Annotated in this window: 21 protein-coding genes and 1 riboswitch; of the genes, 14 read left to right on the top strand and 7 right to left on the bottom strand. The window is 38.1% G+C overall.

Annotation, left to right across the window (positions count from 1 at the left end; translation table 11 throughout):
* Positions 1-27: 27 nt before the first annotated feature.
* On the bottom strand, positions 28-246 hold the full coding sequence (locus ACFX4E_RS23245; RefSeq protein WP_377579897.1) for a hypothetical protein: 219 nt from the start codon (positions 244-246) through the stop codon (positions 28-30).
* 891 nt (positions 247-1,137) lie between these two features.
* On the opposite strand from ACFX4E_RS23245, the gene ACFX4E_RS23235 reads away from it, so the two are divergent.
* The 7 genes from ACFX4E_RS23235 (at position 1,138) to ACFX4E_RS23205 (ending at position 8,064) form a co-directional block, all read left to right on the top strand.
* Positions 1,138-1,659: a M15 family metallopeptidase gene (locus tag ACFX4E_RS23235; RefSeq protein WP_098248770.1), complete on the top strand. Its 522-nt coding sequence runs from the start codon at positions 1,138-1,140 to the stop codon at positions 1,657-1,659.
* Positions 1,660-2,136: 477 nt separating this feature from the next.
* The gene (locus ACFX4E_RS23230; RefSeq protein ID WP_028410185.1) at positions 2,137-2,865 is read left to right on the top strand and encodes an amino acid ABC transporter ATP-binding protein; all 729 of its coding nucleotides are present in this window, start codon (positions 2,137-2,139) and stop codon (positions 2,863-2,865) included.
* Between the two features lie 21 nt (positions 2,866-2,886).
* On the top strand, positions 2,887-3,699 hold the full coding sequence (locus ACFX4E_RS23225; protein ID WP_337134556.1) for a transporter substrate-binding domain-containing protein: 813 nt from the start codon (positions 2,887-2,889) through the stop codon (positions 3,697-3,699).
* Positions 3,700-3,776: 77 nt separating this feature from the next.
* The gene (locus ACFX4E_RS23220; protein WP_377259218.1) at positions 3,777-4,415 is read left to right on the top strand and encodes an amino acid ABC transporter permease; all 639 of its coding nucleotides are present in this window, start codon (positions 3,777-3,779) and stop codon (positions 4,413-4,415) included.
* A gap of 14 nt (positions 4,416-4,429) precedes the next feature.
* Positions 4,430-5,080, top strand: a complete 651-nt coding sequence (locus ACFX4E_RS23215) for an amino acid ABC transporter permease (protein WP_013081471.1) — start codon at positions 4,430-4,432, stop codon at positions 5,078-5,080.
* Between the two features lie 223 nt (positions 5,081-5,303).
* Entirely contained in the window at positions 5,304-6,659 is a 1,356-nt protein-coding gene (locus ACFX4E_RS23210) for an amino acid permease (RefSeq protein ID WP_013055076.1), read from the top strand.
* A 127-nt stretch (positions 6,660-6,786) separates the two neighbouring features.
* Complete coding sequence (locus ACFX4E_RS23205) at positions 6,787-8,064, top strand: DUF445 domain-containing protein (RefSeq protein WP_377238704.1); 1,278 nt, start codon at positions 6,787-6,789, stop codon at positions 8,062-8,064.
* Between the two features lie 38 nt (positions 8,065-8,102).
* Here the strand turns inward: ACFX4E_RS23205 and ACFX4E_RS23200 are convergent, their stop codons facing one another.
* The 6 genes from ACFX4E_RS23200 to ACFX4E_RS23175 all read right to left on the bottom strand — a co-directional run bounded on the left by ACFX4E_RS23200 (position 8,103) and on the right by ACFX4E_RS23175 (position 14,024).
* Positions 8,103-8,642: a PepSY domain-containing protein gene (locus ACFX4E_RS23200; RefSeq protein ID WP_098248775.1), complete on the bottom strand. Its 540-nt coding sequence runs from the start codon at positions 8,640-8,642 to the stop codon at positions 8,103-8,105.
* Positions 8,643-8,775: 133 nt separating this feature from the next.
* The gene (locus ACFX4E_RS23195) at positions 8,776-9,351 is read right to left on the bottom strand and encodes a PepSY domain-containing protein (protein ID WP_377238702.1); all 576 of its coding nucleotides are present in this window, start codon (positions 9,349-9,351) and stop codon (positions 8,776-8,778) included.
* Positions 9,352-9,423: 72 nt separating this feature from the next.
* Positions 9,424-10,770 (bottom strand): HAMP domain-containing sensor histidine kinase, encoded by a 1,347-nt coding sequence (locus tag ACFX4E_RS23190; RefSeq protein WP_377238701.1) that lies wholly within the window; start codon positions 10,768-10,770, stop codon positions 9,424-9,426.
* Positions 10,771-10,773: 3 nt separating this feature from the next.
* The gene (locus ACFX4E_RS23185) at positions 10,774-11,505 is read right to left on the bottom strand and encodes a response regulator transcription factor (RefSeq protein WP_276538749.1); all 732 of its coding nucleotides are present in this window, start codon (positions 11,503-11,505) and stop codon (positions 10,774-10,776) included.
* A gap of 42 nt (positions 11,506-11,547) precedes the next feature.
* Complete coding sequence (locus ACFX4E_RS23180) at positions 11,548-13,302, bottom strand: sensor histidine kinase (protein WP_116516621.1); 1,755 nt, start codon at positions 13,300-13,302, stop codon at positions 11,548-11,550.
* On the bottom strand, positions 13,299-14,024 hold the full coding sequence (locus ACFX4E_RS23175) for a response regulator transcription factor (protein WP_028410175.1): 726 nt from the start codon (positions 14,022-14,024) through the stop codon (positions 13,299-13,301). Before ACFX4E_RS23175 ends, ACFX4E_RS23180 begins: the two co-directional genes overlap by 4 nt.
* A 170-nt stretch (positions 14,025-14,194) precedes the next feature.
* Here ACFX4E_RS23175 and ACFX4E_RS23170 point away from each other — a divergent pair, with 170 nt between their 5' ends.
* The 7 genes from ACFX4E_RS23170 to ACFX4E_RS23140 all read left to right on the top strand — a co-directional run bounded on the left by ACFX4E_RS23170 (position 14,195) and on the right by ACFX4E_RS23140 (position 20,986).
* The gene (locus ACFX4E_RS23170) at positions 14,195-15,409 is read left to right on the top strand and encodes a DUF418 domain-containing protein (RefSeq protein WP_377238700.1); all 1,215 of its coding nucleotides are present in this window, start codon (positions 14,195-14,197) and stop codon (positions 15,407-15,409) included.
* A gap of 35 nt (positions 15,410-15,444) precedes the next feature.
* The gene (locus tag ACFX4E_RS23165; RefSeq protein ID WP_098334539.1) at positions 15,445-16,128 is read left to right on the top strand and encodes an ABC transporter permease; all 684 of its coding nucleotides are present in this window, start codon (positions 15,445-15,447) and stop codon (positions 16,126-16,128) included.
* 1 nt (position 16,129) lies between these two features.
* Positions 16,130-17,062: an ABC transporter ATP-binding protein gene (locus tag ACFX4E_RS23160; RefSeq protein ID WP_028410172.1), complete on the top strand. Its 933-nt coding sequence runs from the start codon at positions 16,130-16,132 to the stop codon at positions 17,060-17,062.
* Between the two features lie 146 nt (positions 17,063-17,208).
* Positions 17,209-17,802, top strand: a complete 594-nt coding sequence (locus ACFX4E_RS23155) for an undecaprenyl-diphosphatase (protein WP_013055082.1) — start codon at positions 17,209-17,211, stop codon at positions 17,800-17,802.
* A 152-nt stretch (positions 17,803-17,954) separates the two neighbouring features.
* Positions 17,955-18,374 (top strand): organic hydroperoxide resistance protein, encoded by a 420-nt coding sequence (locus tag ACFX4E_RS23150; protein ID WP_013055083.1) that lies wholly within the window; start codon positions 17,955-17,957, stop codon positions 18,372-18,374.
* A 105-nt stretch (positions 18,375-18,479) separates the two neighbouring features.
* Positions 18,480-18,662, top strand: a riboswitch (cobalamin riboswitch).
* A 133-nt stretch (positions 18,663-18,795) separates the two neighbouring features.
* Positions 18,796-19,593: a HoxN/HupN/NixA family nickel/cobalt transporter gene (locus ACFX4E_RS23145; RefSeq protein ID WP_013055084.1), complete on the top strand. Its 798-nt coding sequence runs from the start codon at positions 18,796-18,798 to the stop codon at positions 19,591-19,593.
* 262 nt (positions 19,594-19,855) lie between these two features.
* On the top strand, positions 19,856-20,986 hold the full coding sequence (locus tag ACFX4E_RS23140) for a M20 family metallopeptidase (RefSeq protein ID WP_098332943.1): 1,131 nt from the start codon (positions 19,856-19,858) through the stop codon (positions 20,984-20,986).
* The last annotated feature ends 48 nt before the right edge of the window (positions 20,987-21,034 follow it).

Here is a 21,034-nt window from a genome sequence, read left to right as displayed (position 1 = left end):
CTTTCAATAGCCAAGTAGCTTTTTTTGTTATTGAGCTTTGTGCTCATGATTTTCAAACGGCATTGTAACGCCAAGCTTTTGAATTTCTTTTTTTGCATTTTCCAAAATGGTTTCAGCTTTCGCTTTTGTTTCAGCATCTACCCCGCTTAGAAAATCTTTCTTTTTAGCAGGAAAATTCACGCCCAGTTCTTTTAATTTGGCTTCCGCTTGTTCTTTAGTCAGGGTGCCGTCGCGATGCTGATCCATAATAGCTTTCGCTTTTTTCTTNCAGGAAAATTCACGCCCAGTTCTTTTAATTTGGCTTCCGCTTGTTCCTTAGTCAGGGTGCCGTCGCGAAGCTGATCCATAATAGCTTTCGCTTTTTTCTTTGTAGCCGCATCTAAATTGTTAAAAGGACCGCCTTTATGTTCAGGAAAATTCACGCCCAGTTCTTTTAATTTGGCTTCCGCTTGTTCCTTAGTCAGGGTGCCGTCGCGAAGCTGATCCATAATAGCTTTCGCTTTTTTCTTTGTAGCCGCATCTAAATTGTTAAAAGGACCGCCTTTATGTTCAGGCAAGTTCACGCCCAGTTCTTTTAATTTGGCTTCCGCTTGTTCCTTAGTCAGGGTGCCGTCGCGCAACTGATTCATGATAGCTTTCGCTTTTTCTTTAGTAGCTGCATCTAGATTGCTGAAAGGGCCTTCTTTGTGCTGAGGCAAGCTTACGCCGAGCTTCTGTAATTTTTCCTGTGCTTTTTTCATAATATCATCAACTTTTTGTTGTGTTGCATCATCCGTATTTGTTGTACTGCCACTTGTTCGCTCTACAACTGTTGAAGAGCTTGTTTCATCTTTGCTTGCTGCAAATGCCGTGGAATTTGCAGCGGCCATAACTCCTAGTGTTAAACCGCTTGCCATGATATAACCGAATAGTTTCTTTTTCATGCTGTTGTCACTCCTTAAAAGTTATAGGGGTGTGGTACAGAGCTGTCCACAATTGTTAATGTAACCACCAATAGTGAAAAAATGGTGAAAATAGATAAAAAACGAAAAAATATAGACGTTTGTTGAACAATACAGCTCTTTTATTGGATAACAAAATGAAATTCGATATGATTTTATCTAAACAGCAGCAAAAAAGAATGGAGACTTTATATAGATGAACGTTCTTAAAAAATTGGCAATAGCTTTGATAGTTGTAATAGCGGTAAGCCTGGTATTTTTGTTTCGCGATGAGTTAAAGCCTGGTCCAAGGCTAGAAGATTTTTCAGGAGCAACTGAGTTGCATCCTGTCGTAGAAGAAAAGAAAAATAAAATTGTTCAACAAGCAAGTGACCAAGGAATCTCGATTGTCATTACGGAAGGTTTCCGTTCAAAAGAAGAACAAGATAAGCTTTATGCAAAAGGCAGGACGGAAGAAGGTAATATTGTTACCTACTCAAAGGGCGGCCAGTCTTATCACAATTACGGATTAGCTATTGATTTTGCTATTCAGTTAAAAGACGGGCGAGTTATTTGGGACATGAAATATGACGGTAATAACAACAATCAGTCTGATTGGATGGAAGTTGTAGACATTGCAAAAAGTTTAGGGTTTGAATGGGGAGGAGATTGGCAAGGTTTTAAAGACTATCCGCATTTTCAAATGAGTCCGGAAAATATAAAAGACCACACACGTTAACAAAACGTGTGTTTTTTTAGAAGGATAATATAATTTTACTATATCTATGTCAGAACCTCTAACACGAATAGAAGCTTGTAATTTCTTTTTTTATTAATTTACTGTTAAGAGAATTATATATACTAATATAATAAAAATATAGACGGATAATTAGAAAAAGGGGTGATTAGAGAGAACTGCCCCCTAAAAATGAAAGACAATTCGTATAAAGATATGCGTTAACTAATATAATCTATTGATTAAGCTTATACAAGTACCTTCAGCCTAGCGAACGTATCCTTACATATCGGCAAATGCCAACAAAGCCTTTTATTTTTCTAGCATATTTTATTTGAAGATAGTTCATTTAGATTACAAAAAAGAGATAATTTGTCAACTGTTGACTTTGCTTTAAGGGTAAGAATATAATTTTTAACATATTTTAAATATTTTTAAAATTTAAATATTTATTGTTGTTCGCAGATTAGGAGGGGGAAAATGATTGTTTTTGACGGAGTGAATAAATATTACGGTGACTTTCACGTATTAAAAGATATCAATTTAACGATTAAAAAAGGGGAAGTTGTCGTCGTAATTGGACCGTCGGGTTCGGGTAAAAGCACGATGCTGCGATGCATAAATTATTTAGAAACAATATCTAACGGACAGTTAACGGTAAATAATATATTGGTCGCGGATAAAAAAACAAATATTAATAAACTGCGCCGCAATATAGGTATGGTGTTTCAGCATTTTTATTTATATCCGCACAAAACGGTTTTAGAAAATATCACGTTAGCACCTATGAAAGTATTGGGACAGTCGTCAGAAGAAGCTAAGAAAACAGCTCTATACTATTTAGATAAAGTCGGAATCGGTGAAAAAGCTAACGCCTACCCGTCCCAGCTTTCAGGCGGCCAGCAGCAGCGTGTAGCTATTGCGAGGGGACTCGCGATGAAGCCAGAAATTATGCTTTTTGATGAGCCTACTTCTGCTCTTGATCCAGAAATGATTGGAGAAGTGCTGGATGTCATGAAAACATTGGCTAAAGAAGGAATGACCATGGTAGTTGTAACTCATGAAATGGGGTTTGCAAAAGAAGTAGCGGACCGCATTGTATTTATGGATCAAGGAAAAATCTTGGAAGAGGCAACTCCGGCTGAGTTTTACGAAAACCCGCAAGAAGAAAGGGCACGTTTATTTCTTAGCCGTATTTTAAATCATTAATTGTTTAATAGGGGGAGTAATATGAAAAAATCAAAAACGTTTTTAAAGGCAGCTGTGCTTTCATTAGCAGCGGCTATGATGTTAGCAGCTTGTGGAGGGAAAAGTGAAGAAACGAGTGGATCGTCAGCTAAAAAAGATGCGCTCACTGAAATCAAAGACCGAGGGAAGATCGTCATTGGAGTTAAAAATGATACGCGGTTGTTCGGATTAAAAAATCCGAAGACGGGTGAAGTGGAAGGTTTTGATGTTGATATTTCTAAGCAGCTGGCTAAAGAGATTTTAGGCGATGAAAACAAGGTAGAATTTAAAGAAGTTACGTCTAAAACAAGGGTTCCTCTTCTTCAAAAAGGAGATATTGATGCTGTTGTTGCAACAATGACTATTACAGATGAACGTAAAAAAGAAGTAGACTTTACGGATGTATATTTCCAAGCTGGCCAGTCTCTGCTTGTGAAAAAAGGCAGTAAAATTAAGAGCGTTGATGATTTGAAGAAAGGTACTAAAGTGTTGGCTGTTAAAGGATCAACTTCAGCTATTAATATTCGCGAAAAAGCACCAGAGACAACGGTATTAGAGTTTGAAAACTATGCAGAAGCATTTACAGCTTTAAAATCTAAGCAAGGAGATGCTTTAACAACTGATGATGCTATTCTTTATGGAATGGCTGATGAAGATCCTTCTTATGAGTTAGTAGGAAAGCCGTTCACAGAAGAGCCTTATGGCATTGCTGTGAAAAAAGGAAACAAAGAGCTTGTAGATGCATTAAACGATGCGCTTAAAAAGATAAAAGACTCTGGAAAATATGATGAAATTCACGACAAGTGGATCAAATAATAAGCGTACAGTTTTCTTTTCTCAGGATGAGCAGCATTATGCTCATCCTGCTTGTTTAGTTGAAAGGAGGAAGAAAATTGTTGGATTTTTCAATTCTGACGGACAATATGGATCTTTATTTAGAAGGATTTAAATACACTATTATTGCCAGTCTGATCGCTTTAGTCGCCAGCTTTGCACTCGGTACGATCATTGCGGTAATGCGAATAGCCCCTCTCAAAATAGTAAATGTAATTGGTACGGTCTATGTAGAGTTCATTCGAAATATTCCCCTTGTGGTTATCGTCTTTTTTATTTTTATTGTGGCGGGAATCAGCGGTACAGTGGCAGGAGTGCTGGGACTAACTATTTATACGGCAGCTTTTATAGCCGAAGCCATACGAGCGGGAATTATGGCAGTTCCAAAAGGGCAGCTTGAAGCGGCACGTTCATCTGGCCTTACGTACGGTCAGGCGATGCGGTTCATTGTATTGCCTCAAGCCATTAAAATCGTCATTCCTCCTCTTGGGAATCAATTCATTAATTTAGTCAAAAACTCATCGGTGTTAGGGATTGTTGCTGGTTTTGATTTAATGTATCAGGCAGATCTTGTTTCCTCTCAAACTTACGTAGTGTTTGATGTGTATATTTTTGTGGCTCTGTTCTATTTAGTTCTAACGATTCCGTTAAGCTTAGGAGTTGGTTATCTTGAGAAACGTCTTGGTAAAATAAGCTGAAAGGAGTGAAAGTGATGGATTTTATGGGTGCTTATTCTCCTGATCACCTTTCCTTCTTAATGGAAGGATTTTGGGTCACTTTAAAAGTAGCATTCATTTCGATTGTATTAAGTTTTCTTATTGGAAGTATAGTAGGTATTTTAAGGTATGCCCGCATTCCAGTTCTGTCTCATGTACTTGCTTTTATCGTAGAAATTATCCGGAATTTGCCGCTGCTTTTAATCATCTTTTTTACATACTTTGCTTTACCTGAAATCGGAATTGATATGGAAATTACGTCAGCAGCGATTGTGGCCCTCACTGTATTTGAATCTGCTATGATTTCAGAGATTATCCGAAGCGGATTAAAATCAATTGAAAAAGGACAAATCGAAGCGGCGCGATCATCAGGTTTAAACTATTATCAAACGCTTCGTTTCGTTGTGCTGCCTCAAGCTTTGCGGAGAATGGTGCCTCCTTTAGTTAGTCAATTTATTTCCTTATTAAAAGATACGTCGCTTGCAGTAGTGATCGCACTTCCTGATTTGCTGCATAACGCTCAAATCATTTACGGACAGAAACAAAGCTACGTAGTCCCAATGTTTTTGATCATCGCGATGATGTATTTTATTGTAAACTATGCTTTATCTATCATTGCAAGAAGACTAGAAGTCAAAAGGGTGTAGATACTCTTTTGACTTTATTTTTGGAAAATAAATAACATTGACAATGTATTGATTCAACGCATAAAATGACTAAAGTAACAGTGGTAAAATCAGATCATTTTCATTCATCATAGAGAAGAAAAACAGTGTTGGTTCACCCCCTACTGAATATCCGGTAGGGGTTTTTGCGCAAGAAGTGATTTGGTTAAACTAACACGTAAAATGAACAGAAGGGACGGGCATCATGGAAAAACAAGATCAAAATTTAAAAAAAGGTCTGTTGCCTCGTCATGTGCAGCTCATTGCGCTTGCCGGTATGATTGGGACAGGCATTTTTAAAGGCAGTGCTGATACGCTAGGTATTGCAGGACCAAGTGTTGTACTGGCGTATTTATTTGGCGGTCTTATCTTATTTATTGTAATGACAGCATTGGCAGAGATGGCAATTGTCTATCCGAATATGAACGTACAAAATTTAGTGCATAAGGCATTCGGTACGCAAACCTCTTTTATTGTAGGGTGGCTGTACTGGGTGAATTGGATTGTCGTGACAGTTGTTGAACTGCTTGCGGGAGGAAGCTTTTTGAAGTTTTGGTTCCCTTCTGTACCTCTTTGGCTCTTAAGCTTTCTCTGTGCAGTGCTAATTGTAGGGATGAATTTATTTCAAGTGAAGTATTACGGAGAAATTGAGTTTTGGTTTGCCGGTATTAAAGTAATTGCTCTTACTGCTTTTATCATTTTGGGAGCTTTCATTTTATTCGGTGTAATTCCAAGTGATGTGCAAAACCCTTGGGCAAATTATACGGCTCATGGAGGCTTTTTCCCTCACGGCATGAGCGGTGTGCTGAGTGCCTTTTTAATTGTGATGTTCTCTTACGGCGGAGCTGAATTAATTGGTGTGGCCGTAACGGAAACAAAAGATGTGAAAAACGTCTTACCGAAAGTGATTAAAGGCACAGTATGGCGAGTGATTGGTTTTTACATTTTGCCTATTTTAATTATTTGCGGCCTTATGCCCTGGAATTCTGTGTCCGGACAGGACAGTCCATTTGTCCAAGTGTTTAGTATCACCGGACTGCCGGGTGCGGCTCATATTATGAACTTCGTTTTATTGACGGCCGTTTTATCAGCAGCGAATTCAGGGATGTATGCAACTTCGCGTACGCTCTATGCTATGGCTCAAAGCGGAGAAGCATCAAAGCGCTTCTTAAAAGTTTCAAAAAACGGTATTCCGATTAATGGTTTAATGATTACGGCTGTTTGTATTTTAATGGGTGTGTTTTTAGCTTATAAAACACCGGATAATGTAATTAGTTATTTAATGACCATTCCGGGCTTCACGATTATTCTTATTTGGGTAAGCATTTGTTTAGCTCAATTAAAGCTGCGTAAAGGGTATAAAGAAAAGCCGTTTTTCGCATTAAAGTGGTTTCCTTATACAACGCTTTTTGCAACAGCAGCACTGCTTGTTATTTTTGTATCATTTATGTTTAATAAAAACAATGTGATTGGATCCAGCGTATGTGCGGTTATCTTGGTCGTACTCCTCATTTTTTCATTTATTAATAAAAGTCGAAAAGAAAAAAAGTTTGAAGTATAGCAAAAAGGCAATATACTAGAAAGACGAGGGTAAAAGCTTGTCTTTCTTTTTTTGTGGAAGTTTCTGTATCACGTTACATATTTCTAGATGAAATGTTTAGTTAAATAAATAAAGGATGAGGACTATAATGGAATCAAATAATGTATTTACAACAAACCCAAAGAAGAAATCAAAGCACTTAGCCGTGATTTCTTTGGCGATTATGGGAGTGGGCTTCGTTGCCACAATGCCTTTTGGTGATTCAATTTGGGGTCGGTTGCTTCAAGGTGGGTTCGAAGCTGGGTTAGTCGGCGGATTAGCGGATTGGTTTGCCGTTACGGCTCTTTTTCGTCACCCTTTAGGCATTCCTATTCCACACACTGCGCTGCTTCCTAAAAACAGACAGCGTATTACAAGAGGGCTAGTCTCAACGCTTGAAAACGACTGGCTGTCAAAAGAAAGTATTCAAGAAAAAGTAAAAAGAATTGCGTTTACACAGCGTTTGCTTCCGATTGTTCGAAAAGGTGTTCATTCGGAAACAATTCAACAAAAAGGAACAGCACTGCTTGTTGATGCGATTAATCGTGTGGATACAGAGAAAGTCGTTCCTATTATTGAAAAAGAGCTCAAATCATCGCTTTTAGCAATAGAGTTAAAGCCTATTGTGCATTCGATTGTTGGAGAAGTGGTAAAAAATCAGTATGATGAAAAAGCGCTTGATGTTCTTTTAAATAAAGGGGAGAGCTGGATTAAAAAAGAAGAAACGCAGTATCAGCTCGGAAGTATTGCTAAAAATGCGCTTGATAATATTGAGCTTGATGGTATTTTACAATTCGCTCTCAAATCATTTCAAAGCATGATTAATGAAGAGAAGCTAGGATCTATTTTGCAAAATTTATTGCTTTCTATTACAGGACGTCTTCGTAACGAAGATGATGAATACCGCCTTGCTTTGGTAAATGGAATGAGAAAAGAGCTGCAAGGCTTGGAGCAGAATGAAGAACTTCTTGAAAAATTAGAAGCATGGAAACAAAAAACGATTAATGAATTAAATGTAACGAATAAATTAACAGAAATCGTCGATAAAATGAAAGCGAAAGTGACAGCATTCATTGAAAGCCCTGAATTTATGAAAAGCTACGCGGTTCCTTACGTAGAGAGCTGGCTGAATGCTCTTGAAGAGGATGCACAGCGTCAAGAAGCAATTGATACGGCTATTCAAAAGCAAATCATGAGCTTTGTAGAAGAGAATCATTCGAAAATTGGACAGCTTGTTCAAGAAAACTTAGATAAATTAGATGATGAAACACTTGTGGATATGATGGAAAACAATGTCGGAAAAGATTTGCAGTGGATTCGAGTGAACGGAGCTCTATGTGGATTCTTGATTGGTATTGTATTAACGGTTATTAAATTAGCGGTATAAAAAAAGAAGCACACTCCTTTTGGAGTGTGCTTTTTCTATTAATCATCTAGTTCTACACTGATTACGCCGCCGTTTTTGGCATCTACTGAAACAGTTGCTTCACGTTTATCAGCTGTGTCAATTTCAATTTCATATACTAAACGGTTGTTTTCTTGGTCTAGATCCGTTTCATTGACGGTTCCTTTAGCACTCTTTAAAGCTGTTTTTATCGCTTGATCTAATGAAATAGCAGGGGAAATGTTTTGAAGTTCCTCTTCTTTCTCATCTTCATCGTCTTTTTGCTCTTCATCAAATTCAATGATTTTACCGCTGCTGCTGTCAATGTCTACATCGTATTCTTTATTACCTTTTGTGATGTCTATTTCATATTGTTTAACGCCGTCATCTATGGCTAATTGGATATTTGTAATGTCGCCGCCATCTGTTTTTTGAAGGGCAATGTCTTTTGCCTTTGCTTCTTCAATCGTTGTGGTTTGCTTCTTATCATTGCTTTTAGACTGATCTGTCATTGCGTATGCGCTTGCACCTAATCCACCGACTAGTACTGCACTGGCTAAAACGGTTGTAATAACTTTCATATGTTATGGCCTCCTCGATTTGTTGTTAAGACTATCTTAGCCAATGAACTTTAAAGGAAAAGAAGAAGAAGTTTAAAATTTTCTTAGAAATAAATAAAAATAGATAAAAAAAGCACAGCTTTCCGCTGTACTTTTAATCATCGTCATTTTCATAGGTGATGGAATCTACATGTCCGGAGTAAGCATTGATCATCACTTTAGCTTCTCTTGTTTTAGACTGATCAATTTCGACTTCGTAGAAGGTTTGGCCTTCTTCCTCTTCTATTTCAACTGAGGAAAACGTTCCTTTTACTTTTTGTAAAGCAATGTCTCTTGCTTGTTCCATTGAAATGAGAGGCTCGTCGGATGTAAGAGAAACTGGTGGCTGCTCGCTCTTTTTTTGCTCTTCTTCTATATTATTTTTAGTTTGAGTAGACGTTTGTTTCTTTACTTTTTGTTTGATTAATGAATGGACTTCTCCATTTTCTCCATTTACTGTGATGTGGTATGGAATATCATTTTTAAGCAAAGTGATTCGATAAATCGGTTCATCATCTTTTTGGGAAAAGCTTGCATTTTCAATAGTGCCGCCATATTTTTGCTGAATCATAATGCTGACGTCAGATTCGGATAAAATTGTATCAGGCCGATTCACTGCTTTTGCTATTCCGTAAAAGCAAGCTGAACCAACAGCAAGAAAAATAAGTATAAAAAGCACCGTTTTCTTCATACATTCACCTCCAGTATCTTAAAAAGTAGTATAGCAGGCAATTCTTAAAAATCTCTAAGAAAAGGCGAGAAATCAAAGAGGAAAGCAAACCTTCACTGATGTCCCTTTTCCTTCTTGGCTGTTAATCTCAATACGCCCGCTATGAGCTTCTACAATCTTTCGAGCAATGGATAATCCAAGTCCAGAACCACCGGTTTCTCGATTTCTTGCTTTATCTACGCGAAAAAAGCGTTCATACACGTTTGATAAGTCTTCTTTTGGAATACCAATTCCTTGATCTGTGACCGTAATCATAAAGCTTTCGCTTCTTGTTATGGTTACCTCTACCGCTTTTTCACTATATTTAATGGCATTATCTAAGAGGATGTACAGCAGCTGCTTTAAGCGTTTTTCATCCGCTGTTACGACGGGATGATCCGTTTTTATATTTAAATAAATGGTTCGTTCAAAAGCTCGTTCTAGATGCTTAATTGTTTGGTTACAGACGGCCGCCGCATCTACGTGTTCCATGTGAAGCTCCCGCTGCGACTCATCTTTCGCAAGCACCAGCATTTGAGACGTAAGCTGTTTCATGCGTAAAGACTCAGAGTGAATGGCTTCGATGGCTTCTTCTAAAATATCAGGCCGCTTCATTCCCCATCGTTTTAGCATATTGGCATAGCTTTCTACAACGGTCAGGGGTGTTTTTAATTCATGAGAAGCATCGGATACGAACTGCTCTTGCTTTTTATAGTTTTCCTCTAATAAATCCATCATATTATTGAAGGTGTTGGCCATTTGATCTAACTCATCTTTAGAAGGAGAAGAGAGGTCAATCTTTTTGAATGTGCGAGACACTTGAATTTCTTCCATAGTATGAATAAGAGATTTGATAGGCCGCAAAATAATTTTACTTAAAAGCCGTCCAGCAAATATGGTTGGAATTAATATAACAAGAGAGGCAATGAGCAAGATAAATTTTAATGTCTGCAGAGATTGTTCCACATCTGCCAGTTGTTCCGTGACTTCCAAAGAAACAACTTCACCGTTCGTCCAAATGACAGGGGTGTGTGAAATCGCGTATAGATGGCCGTCATCTTCTTTGATGCTTGTTTGTTCATTTGAATAATAGGAATAAGGTAAGTCCTGAAGCTCTTTCGTTTGATCCGTAACGGATACAACTAAAGGACTGCCGAATTTGGGTAAAATACGAATCATTCCGTTAGGGGGCAAATAGGCACGAAGCAAGTTGGCTTGTTTAACCGTCGCACTCGTTTGCTTTAGCCCATTTGTTACATTGCTTGTTTCTGCTTGCAAACGTTCAATTGCGTTGTCTTCCATGGTCTTCTTGAAAATGAAGTAAATCGAACTGTTTGCAATTACTAGCAGAATAAAAAGCAGCGCAGTTGATGTAAGAATAATCTTTGTTTGTAGTTTCATAAGCTACTCCTTCAGCATGTAGCCAACGCCGCGCACTGTTTGAATGTAAGGAGTTGAAAATGAAGCATCAATCTTTTTACGTAAATAACGAATGTATACGTATACAATATTTGTGTCTCCGTAATAATCAAATCCCCAAACGTTTGTAAGAAGCTGTTCAAAGCTCAGCACTTGATTTTTGTTTTGAAGCATATAGACAAGTAAGTCATATTCTTTAGGAGTCAGCTCAATAGCTTCATTTTCACGCGTAACTTCTCGCGTTTTTTCGTTAACGACTAAATTCCCTAGTTGAAGAGTTGCTGTTTCTTGTTCAGCAGTCGATGTTGATGCGGGATGGCGAAGCCATACGCGAATGCGTGCAAAAAGCTCTTCAATTTGAAAAGGCTTTGTAATGTAGTCGTTTGCTCCTAAATCTAGTCCGCTTACCTTATCAGGAAGGGCGTCTCGAGCTGTTAATAAGATAACGGGCGTTTGATCATCATTTGCTCGAATGCGACGAAGTACTTCGAGTCCGCTCAGTTCAGGAAGCATCACATCTAAAAGCAGCAAATCCCAATCGTGTTCTTGAAACTCTGCCAATCCTTCTGTTCCCGTGTAAGCTATGCCCGTTTCGTACCCTTCATGTTCAAGCTCGAGTTGAATTAAACGAGCAATTTTGCGCTCATCTTCTACTATTAAAATTCTGCCTTTACTCAACGAAAATTCCCCCTTGTGTCTATGTATAGCTGCGTACATTATAGCACGGAGAGATTGGAGGTGTATAAAAACAGCCGGAGGTTAGTCCGGCTGCCGATCTGCTGAAAGAGGAAGGTGCAAGATAATGGCAGTGCCTTCGTGAAGAGTAGATCTTACTTCGATATGGCCTTTATGAAGTTCACAAATAGCTTTTGCGATGCTCATGCCAAGTCCAGCACCTTCTGTTTTTTCGGTTGTATTTGTGCCGCGGTAATAGCGGTCAAATAAATTTTTCTGCGTTTCTTCATCCATTCCAATTCCATCATCTTGAATTGTAATCAAGACGCGGTCACTTTTTATCGCGGTCGAAATTGTAATGGTAGTGTTCTTAGGGTTATGTTTAATAGCATTAAAAATTAAATTATCAAGCATTCGTTCAAACCAGCGCGGATCAGCTTGAATAAAAGGTTGAAGATGAGCAGGCACATAAGAGAAGTGAACATTTTCAATGGTTCTATCGTTAACGAATTTTAACACAATATGCTGAAGTAGTTGATGAACGTCCACTTTTTTGGTTTCTAAAACAACCACGTTATTCTTAAGCTTAAAGGCCAATGAAAAATCCTCTACAAGCTCCACCATGTATTCACTTTTATCACGGAGTGTTTGGCCAATTTCTTTTAACTCTTCTTCGTTCCAATTGTAATGGCCGCTTTCAAGCATATGCCCATATCCTTGAATCGTCGAAAGAGGTGTGCGCAAATCATGTGATATTCCCGTCATCCATTCTTCGCGAGTAGTTTCTAGCTGCTTTCGTTCTTTTTCAGCTAAGCTAAGCTGCTCCGCCATCTCATAAAAAGCTGTGATTACTTCTGAATACAAACGATATTGTAAGCGTACCTTTCCATTCTTCCGAAAGACCCGCTTCCGCTCTTTTTCTGTTAGCACTTCTGAATAGTTTCCGCTTCCCATGCGCCCGAGCCAGCTGGTGAAGAGAAGTAAGGGGCCACCGTAACGAAAAGCGTTCCAGATGGAGAAAGTGATAGTGGCTATAAGAACAGAAATAGCTACGATAATGGAGATCATCCAAGCTGTTCGAATAATAGATTCATCGGTTATACTGTGGTAATTATTAGGAGTGTAAAAAATCCATGAAACTTTCTTCTTCGAGTCATGGAATACAGTAGCCGTTGAATCATATTTATCTTGTTCAATTTTTCGGGAAATAATTTCTAAAGGATCGTAACGTGTTTTTTCTTTGGACATTCTAATTGAAGCTAAGATATCACCTTTATCATTTAAAATTTGAAGCGAAGCATTTTTTTCTTTTAATGCCTTTTTGATAAGAGGGATATCGCTTTTTGGAGGCACACCTTCTTTATTATAGTTAACATACATAGCATATAGCTGGTCTTTTAAATCACTTTTATAGCCCAAAATATAATAAGTAGGTGTAGTCAAAAAGGTATCAAGTTCTGTTACTACACTATAGCCTCTAAATTTCTTGGTTTTATCCATTTCTAATAATTCGGAAAGACCGTATTGGTGGGGCAAGTCTTTTGGTGAGTTAATTTCTCCAATTACTTTTCCTTGTTTGTTCAGCACTTGATACCATAGTCCTTCTTGTTTAAGCTGTTTCGCTAAATCTTCTGAAACGTTCGCTTTCCCGTTTTTAACCGTTGTGTCCGTAGTTAATACACTAAGTGACCCAGAGGGCAAGTCTCTTTTGATATCTTGCTTTGTAAGGTAATAGCCTAGAAATATTAAAGCGCAAAAAAGAATGGAGCAAACACATGCAATAACTGCGATAAACTGAAACGAAAAATGAAAGGTCAATCTTCTTTTAATTGATTTCATAGCGCTTTTCCGTTCACTAATTTATATCCAAGCCCTCGTACCGTAACTAAATGCTTTGGACTGCTAGGGTTATCTTCGATTCTTTCTCTAATTCTTCGAATGTGTACGGTTACCGTATTGTCGTCTACGAACTGGTTATATCCCCAGACGGCTTCAAGCAGCTGTGATTTAGAAAGAACAATATTCATATTTTTACAAAAGTGAAGAAGCAATAAAAACACTTGTGCGGGGCAAGAAACCGTTTGACCGTCCACAATGAGTTCTCCCGCCGATTCATCTACAGTAAAACGATCAAACTCATAGCGATTTGACGATTGTGGTTCCGTTCTTATAGAAGTTCCTTCAGTCAGCGCTTGCTTTCTGCGCAGTCGTGCTTTAATTCGTGCTGCAATTTCTAAAGGATTAAACGGCTTAGTTACGTAGTCGTCCCCTCCCATGGCGAAACCCGTTAGTACATCCAGGTCGGATACTTTGGCTGTTATGAATAAAATATACGCGTTTGAGAGCTCACGAATTTTAGGACAGATATCAAATCCGCTTTGATCGGGAAGCATTACGTCCAACAAAATAATATCAATTGTTTGATTATGTAAAACATCCAGCGCTTCTTGAGCGGTGTGAGCTTTATAAATTTTGTTGAATCCTTCTTTTTTTAATACTGTCTCCAGCATTTTGACGATGGCAATTTCATCATCAACTAGCAATATAGACGCATCTTCCAACGTAAATCACCTCTGTTTTATTTCATACGTATTCGATTTTAGCATAAGAACATTACGAAAAGATTAACAAAATTGGAAAATGTTAAGGAAAAGATAATCTCCTGGTTATTTTCTTGAAAACTTCATTTCATATACTAAATGCATAGACACATAGTAAAGGAGTTAAAAGGATGAGTAATGATTTTAGGCGGGTTAAAGTAATTGATAGTATGAGAGGATTCAGCTTGTTTGGTATTTTACTAGCAAATATGCTGATTTTTCAATATGGCATTTACGGAAAGGATATGATTCATCTCTTCTCGCTATCACCAAGTGATTCAGCAGCCTATGTCTTTTTAAAAGTCGCGGTAGAAGAAAGTTTTATGCCGATTTTCACCTTTTTATTTGGCTATTCAATGGTGAAGATGAAAGAAAGCTTAGAAAGAAGGCAGCTAGGCGTGAAAAGGCATTTCTTTCGCCGTTTTCTTCTGCTTCTAGGGTTTGGCCTACTGCATGGAGTGTTTTTATGGGAAGGAGATATTCTTACGTTTTACGGAATGATGGGAGTATTTTTACTACTTTTCTTTTTAAACCGTAAAGTCAAAACACTATTGGTGTGGGCATCGATTTTGCTGATTCTTACAGGAGCAGCCGGATACGGTTCATTAAACGATAATATGTATCTTCTTAGCGATAAACAAACGCTTACGACATATGTAAAAGATACGATTCACGTGTATGGAAGCGGAACTTATGAACAGATTAAAGACCATCGCAACAATGTTGATCCGATGAATATAGCAGGATATAAATTTGCTTTTGCCTTTTTGTTTACGCCATTTATAATGGGCGCTTTGTTTTTATTTGGTATGTATGCAGGAAAGAAAAAGTGGTTTTACGATGTTTCAGCTAATCAAAAACAGTATGGCCGTTGGGCGGCCGCTCTGATTCCGCTTGGCTTGCTGTTAAAAGGAACTATGTACGTGTGGCCGGATGCTAATTGGGCTGGTTCTACACATATGTTAGGGGGAAGTCTTCTATCTCTTGGTTATATTGCAGGCTTTGCTTGGCTATATGCGAAATGTGAAAAGTCATTTTTGATGAAGGCTTTTGAAAGCGTAGGAAGAATATCACTTAGCAATTATTTAATGCAAACGGTTATATGCACGACGATTTTTTATGGCTATGGCTTAGGCTATTTCGGAAAGCTTGGCATGATTTCAGGAATTTTTGTCTGTATCGGTATTTACGGAATTCAGCTTATCGGCAGTTATATGTACGTGCAAAAATTTAAAACTGGACCGGTGGAAAAGCTGCTGCGCATATGGACAAATTTTTCTTGGACTGGAAAGCCCAAAGAAAAAAAAGCCGTACCGGCGGAAGTAAATCATCCTTTTGTTGGATGATAGCAGTCAAACTTATTTAAAAGGAGATTTTAAAAATGTGGGCTATTAGTGTAAAAGAGTTTCAAAGCTTATTTAAAAGTATTAAATCAATTATCGTTATCTTAATCGTATGCGGTGCTTCCTATGGAATAGCCCATATAGTTAGTCAACTTGGAGGTCAACTGACGAGTGCACAGATTCAAGATGGAGCCAACGGGGGAATTTTGGTGATGCTTCTCGGGTTCGGACCTTTATTTATTTCAAGTCTTTCTCATAATGTTATTAATCAAGAAATTAAAACAAGAACAGCAAGGTTTTTAGTTACCAAAACATCAAGAGAGCGTATTGTACTAGGAAAATTCTTAGGTATTTGCTGTTTCTGGCTTGTTTGTATCTCTATTTCATTTCTACTGATTGTGTTTATTTCGCATCATTTTTCTTTTTATATATTTTTAGAGTGCCTGCTATTCACCGTTTGTATCATTTCATTTATTTTAATGCTTTCAGCTTTAATGCCAAGCCCAACTCATACTATGTTTTTATCAATTATTTTATCGTTTGTTCTACCGGTACTGAGCGTGTGGAGCATATTTTCATCAAAAGCGTACATTGCATGGTTTAAGTATGTGACACCCTACTACTATTTAAAGCTGGAGAAAGGGTATCTAACAGTTCTTCTTATTTTTGCAGCACTTTGTTTATGTACGGCACTTTGGAGTTTTAAAAGGAGAGAAGTATAATATGTATGCTATTGAAACAAGTAAATTAACTAAAAAATATGGATCTAAAACAGTTGTTAACGGTATTAATTTACAGGTACCACAAGGGGAAATTTACGGATTTTTAGGAAGAAACGGAGCAGGAAAGTCTACATTTATTAATATGCTTACCGGCGTTTCATTTCCTTCAGCAGGAGAATTTACGCTGCTGGGACAGAGTGATATTGATTTAGAGCTTCAGAAGAAAATAGGTGTGCTTCCTGACTATGCTAACTTTTATGATGAGATGACAGCGCTCAATCATTTGCGCTATTTTTTAAAGATAAACGGACATCGTTTTTCGAAAGAACACTGTAGTATTGTACTGAAGAAAGTAGGATTAGAAGGACATGAGCATCAGAAAGTTGGAAAGTTTTCATTTGGAATGAAAAAGAAGTTAGGAATTGCTCAAGCAATTGTAGCAGACCCAGATCTTATCTTTTTAGATGAACCAACTTCTGGAGTAGATGTTGAATCTGCTCTTCACATTCATGAACTAATAAGAGAACTCCAAAATCAAGGCAAGACAATTTTTATGACGTCTCATAATTTAAATGAAGTTGAGAAGATTTGTACACGTGTAGCGATTATGAAAAATGGGATCATTTTAATAGAAGGTACAATGGAAGAGCTGCGCTTTCAATATCAAGCGAAAAAAACGGTGATGATTAAACATGATCCCTACCCAAGCAGTCATAAAGAATATATTCAACAGTTTTTCCGTACGTTGAGTCCCGAAGTTGAATACCATCACATGTACACAAAAGTGATGCTTCAAAAAGAAAGAAATATTCCTCTTATTATTCGCGAATTGATTCAATGTGGCATCGACATTTATCAAGTTCACGTCGAAGAACCTTCTTTAGAGGAAATCTTTTTGCAAAAAAATATTGTGGATCACTCACAGGTGAGTTAATGGGCGAAAGTCCGTTGGTTTACTACTCAGTCTGAATACATTATTTATAAATACCAGTTAGGAAGCTTCTGACAAAAACATGTTCATTTTCTCAAGAAACTGATAAGATAGCTAATGACATTTAAAAATAAGAAAGGATTTCGATTATGTTATCAGCTATTAATTCAGTAGATTATACCATCTTCCACGCGGTGAATCAGTATGCCTCACACGTAAAGCCTCTAGATTCGCTGATGGTATTCTTTGCAGATTATGCCCAGTATGTACTTATCGTTTTACTCGGCTTGTTTTTACTTATTAATAAAAACGGCAGCCGTGTTGTAGCATTTCAAGCTTTGTGTGCTTGTGCCACAGGAGTCATTATCAATAAAGTGATTAGTTTATTTGCTTATCGAGATCGTCCGTTTATCTCTCACCACGTGAATCAGCTTATTGATCACGCCGCAAATTCTTCATTTCCAAGCGATCATGCTACATCTGCATTAGTTATCACTTTTACCATTTGGCTGCATTTCAAACGTTCAGGGCGCATGTGGGTTGTCATGGGCGTACTCATTGCCTTTTCACGCGTATGGGTTGGCGTTCATTATCCATTCGATGTGTTAACAGGAGCCGTTTTAGGCTGCGTGCTGGCGCTGTTTATTCATTATGTTATTTTTAATACGAAACTGATGAGAGCTATTACCAACTTGTCTATTTTTCGAAAATCAGCTTATGACGAACAGTCTCAATATTATTAAGAAAAAGTCGCAAATACGCGGCTTTTTTTATTGGGGAATTTTTAATGTATTTAATACTTGTTTTTTAAAATTAAATTGTGTACAATTAAATCACAGAAACGATAAACAAAAAACTTTTAATAAAATTAATGAAAAAGAGGAGAGGTTTATACATGAAAGCTTTATATGAAACAACAGTCGTTAACACAGGTGGAAGAACAGGAGAAGTTCACTCTTTAGATAACATCTTTAACTTAGACGTTGCAACACCTCCAGCGCTTGGTGGAGAAGCAACAACAGCAACAAACCCAGAGCAGCTGTTTGCAGCTGGATACAGTGCTTGTTTCAACAGCGCGTTAGAATTTATGTTGAAAAAACATAACGTAGAAATCAAAAGCAGTGAAGTAAAAGCTACTGTTCAGCTGCTTCCTGATAAAGCTGATCAAGGAGTGAAAATTGGAGTAGCGCTTGAAGCTCATATTGAAGGCTTAGATTTAGAAACAGCGAAAAAATACGTAGACCTAGCTCACTCATACTGCCCGTATTCAAAAGCAATCAGCGGCAACGTAGACGTAACGGTAGAAGTAGTTTAATTGCTTTAAAAAGCCCTGCTAAGCATGTAAAGCTTAGCAGGGCTTTTTTATTTGAATTTTCTCTATTCATTTGTAAGCGGTACTAGTATAATGAGGAAGAAAATGAATCATTCGCACAGTTTAGGTGCTCTTACATAGCGTAAGAGGTAACAGGGAATCGAGTGCAAATCTCGAGCGGTCCAGCCACTGTAAGCAGGGAGTTTTCTATCTTATCGTCACTCAAAACGGGGAAGGCGGTAGAAAATGATGATCTCAAGCCAGGAGACCTACCTATTCTGTACACTTGACTCTTCTAGGAAAGAGGCGGTGTATCAAGGTACGCAGTGAGCAATTGCTGTTTATTTTCATATGCCGACACGTCCTCAATTTCTATAGAATTGAGGCTTTTTTACGTTTTATTTTAAAAAAAGGAGTGTAGGAAATGGAAGGTTTATCAGTTTTTTTACTTGTCTTTTTATTAGGAATCAGGCACGGATTGGATGCAGATCACTTAGCTTTTATTGACGGCCAGACCCGATATAATTGGAGAATGGGCAGCCGTTTTGCCCCTTGGGTCGGAACGCTGTTTTCACTAGGTCATGGAGGAATGGTGGCCGTCACGGCCGGGGTGCTGGGCGTGGTGATGAAGAATTTTACGTTTCCATCATATTTCGATCATTTTGCATCTTGGGTATCCATTATCTCTCTCTTTCTGATTGGAACATTAAACACATATCATTTGCTTCGAACTAAAAATAAAGAAGAAGAGTTTCAGCTGAGCGGATTAAAAGGGAAGTTTATTCCGAAAATCGCAAAAGGAACAACGAATCCTTTTTTAATTATTCTTGTAGGGGCATTGTTCGCTTTAGCAGCCGAAACGGTCAGTCAAACGGCCGTGTGGTCTCTAGCTGTAGGGAACGCAGGCAAGTATACGCCGCTTTTGTTGGGACTAGTGTTTATGTTTGGCATGATGCTTACAGATACAATCGATTCGATGATTGTACACAAAATGGTAAATGAATCGAGTAAATTTGGACAATCTGCTTCCCGCTTGATGGGCTGGGTTATTGTTGTCCTCGCGTATGGTGTGTCGTTCTATTTAGCATTCACTTTCTTTAACCCATGGGCCGAAGTAAACTTTGAAATGGTTGGCGTTATTCTGTTTATTTTTTTAGTGTCTATGTTTGTTTTTGTGAGTGTGAAGTCAAAAGGGAAAAATATTAAAATAAATGTCAATTAGTCAAACGAAAGCTTTAATCTGTTGAAGATTGAAGCTTTTTTGTATGAATTTGTTGAAGTTTATGGCTATTTTCGGTCGGTTATGAATAAGTTAAAGTATTATCTGTATTTAAAGGATGGAAAATTGTCTGAAAACCATTATAATTAAGGATAATTTAAGGTCGTTATGTGAAACGTAGAACATAGTTATACGTACGATAAATAAAAGCATTTAATGCAAGCAGCAGGGGTTTTCTAGAGGAGGAATTGATTTGAGTCAGGTAATGGTAGAACAAAGCGTGTTTAGTTATTTAAAAGAACACGAACAAGAGATGCTCGAAGATTTAGTGGGATTTGTGAAAAAAGAATCACCGTCCTACAGTAAAGAGTTAGTAGATCAGTGTGGAAAGTATTTAACGCAGCTGTTTCAAAAGCGTTTAGGGGTAGGGTACGAAATCATAGAAGAAAAAGAAGTAGGAAACCACTTGAAATTTACGATTGGAGAAGGAGAAAAGCAGCTTTTAATCATCGGTCACTTTGACACGGTGTGGGAAAAGGGAAGGCTGAGTCTAAGAACAGAGGGAAACAAGCTGTACGGTCCGGGAATTTTAGACATGAAAGGCGGCATTGTACAATCTATATGGGCGATTAAAGCCATTCAAGAGCTTGGCTTACCGCTGGATAAAAAAATTGTGTTTTTCTGCAATTCGGATGAAGAGATTGGGTCAATTTCTTCTAAAAAATACATTGAAGAAGAAGCGCAAAGAAGTGAAGCAGTGCTAGTAGCGGAACCGGCGGTGGCGGGTTCAGGTGCGTTAAAAACGTCGCGCAAAGGAGCGGGGATTTTTACCGTGAAAGTATGGGGACGAGCAGCACACGCGGGTAATCACCACAAAGAAGGAATCAATGCTATTGAAGAGCTGGCGCGCCAAGTGATTTTCTTGCAGGGCTTAACAGATTATGAAAAAGGTACAACGGTGAACGTTGGGACATTTACGGGAGGAAGCGGTACAAATGTAGTGCCGGAATATGCAGAAGCGCACGTGGATTTACGTGTTTCTACAGAAGAAGAAGCAAAACGCATGACGGATATTATTTTGAATTTAACCCCCATTCTAAAAGGGATTAAGCTCGAAGTAACGGGAGGCATGAATCGTCCTCCGATGGTCAAGTCTAAACAAACGGAAGAGCTATTTGAATGTGCTCAATCAATCGCGGCCAAACTGGGTATGAAATTGGAAGAAGCAGCTGTGGGCGGCGGAAGTGATGGCAATTTTACAGCCGCCATTGGTGTTCCCACGTTGGATGGATTAGGAGCATGCGGAAAAGGAATACATGCGGAATATGAACATATTCAAATTGATACGTTGTCCGAGCGTTCTTCTTTATTTGCGAATTTGCTACTGCAAATATAAAAAAAGCCCGCCTCAAACGGCGGGGACTAATCTGAAAGCTTATATTGG

It is taken from the genome of Priestia sp. YIM B13491 (assembly GCF_042787605.1).
Classification (GTDB): domain Bacteria; phylum Bacillota; class Bacilli; order Bacillales; family Bacillaceae_H; genus Priestia; species Priestia megaterium_E.
This window is presented reverse-complemented; position numbering and strand designations above follow the sequence as displayed.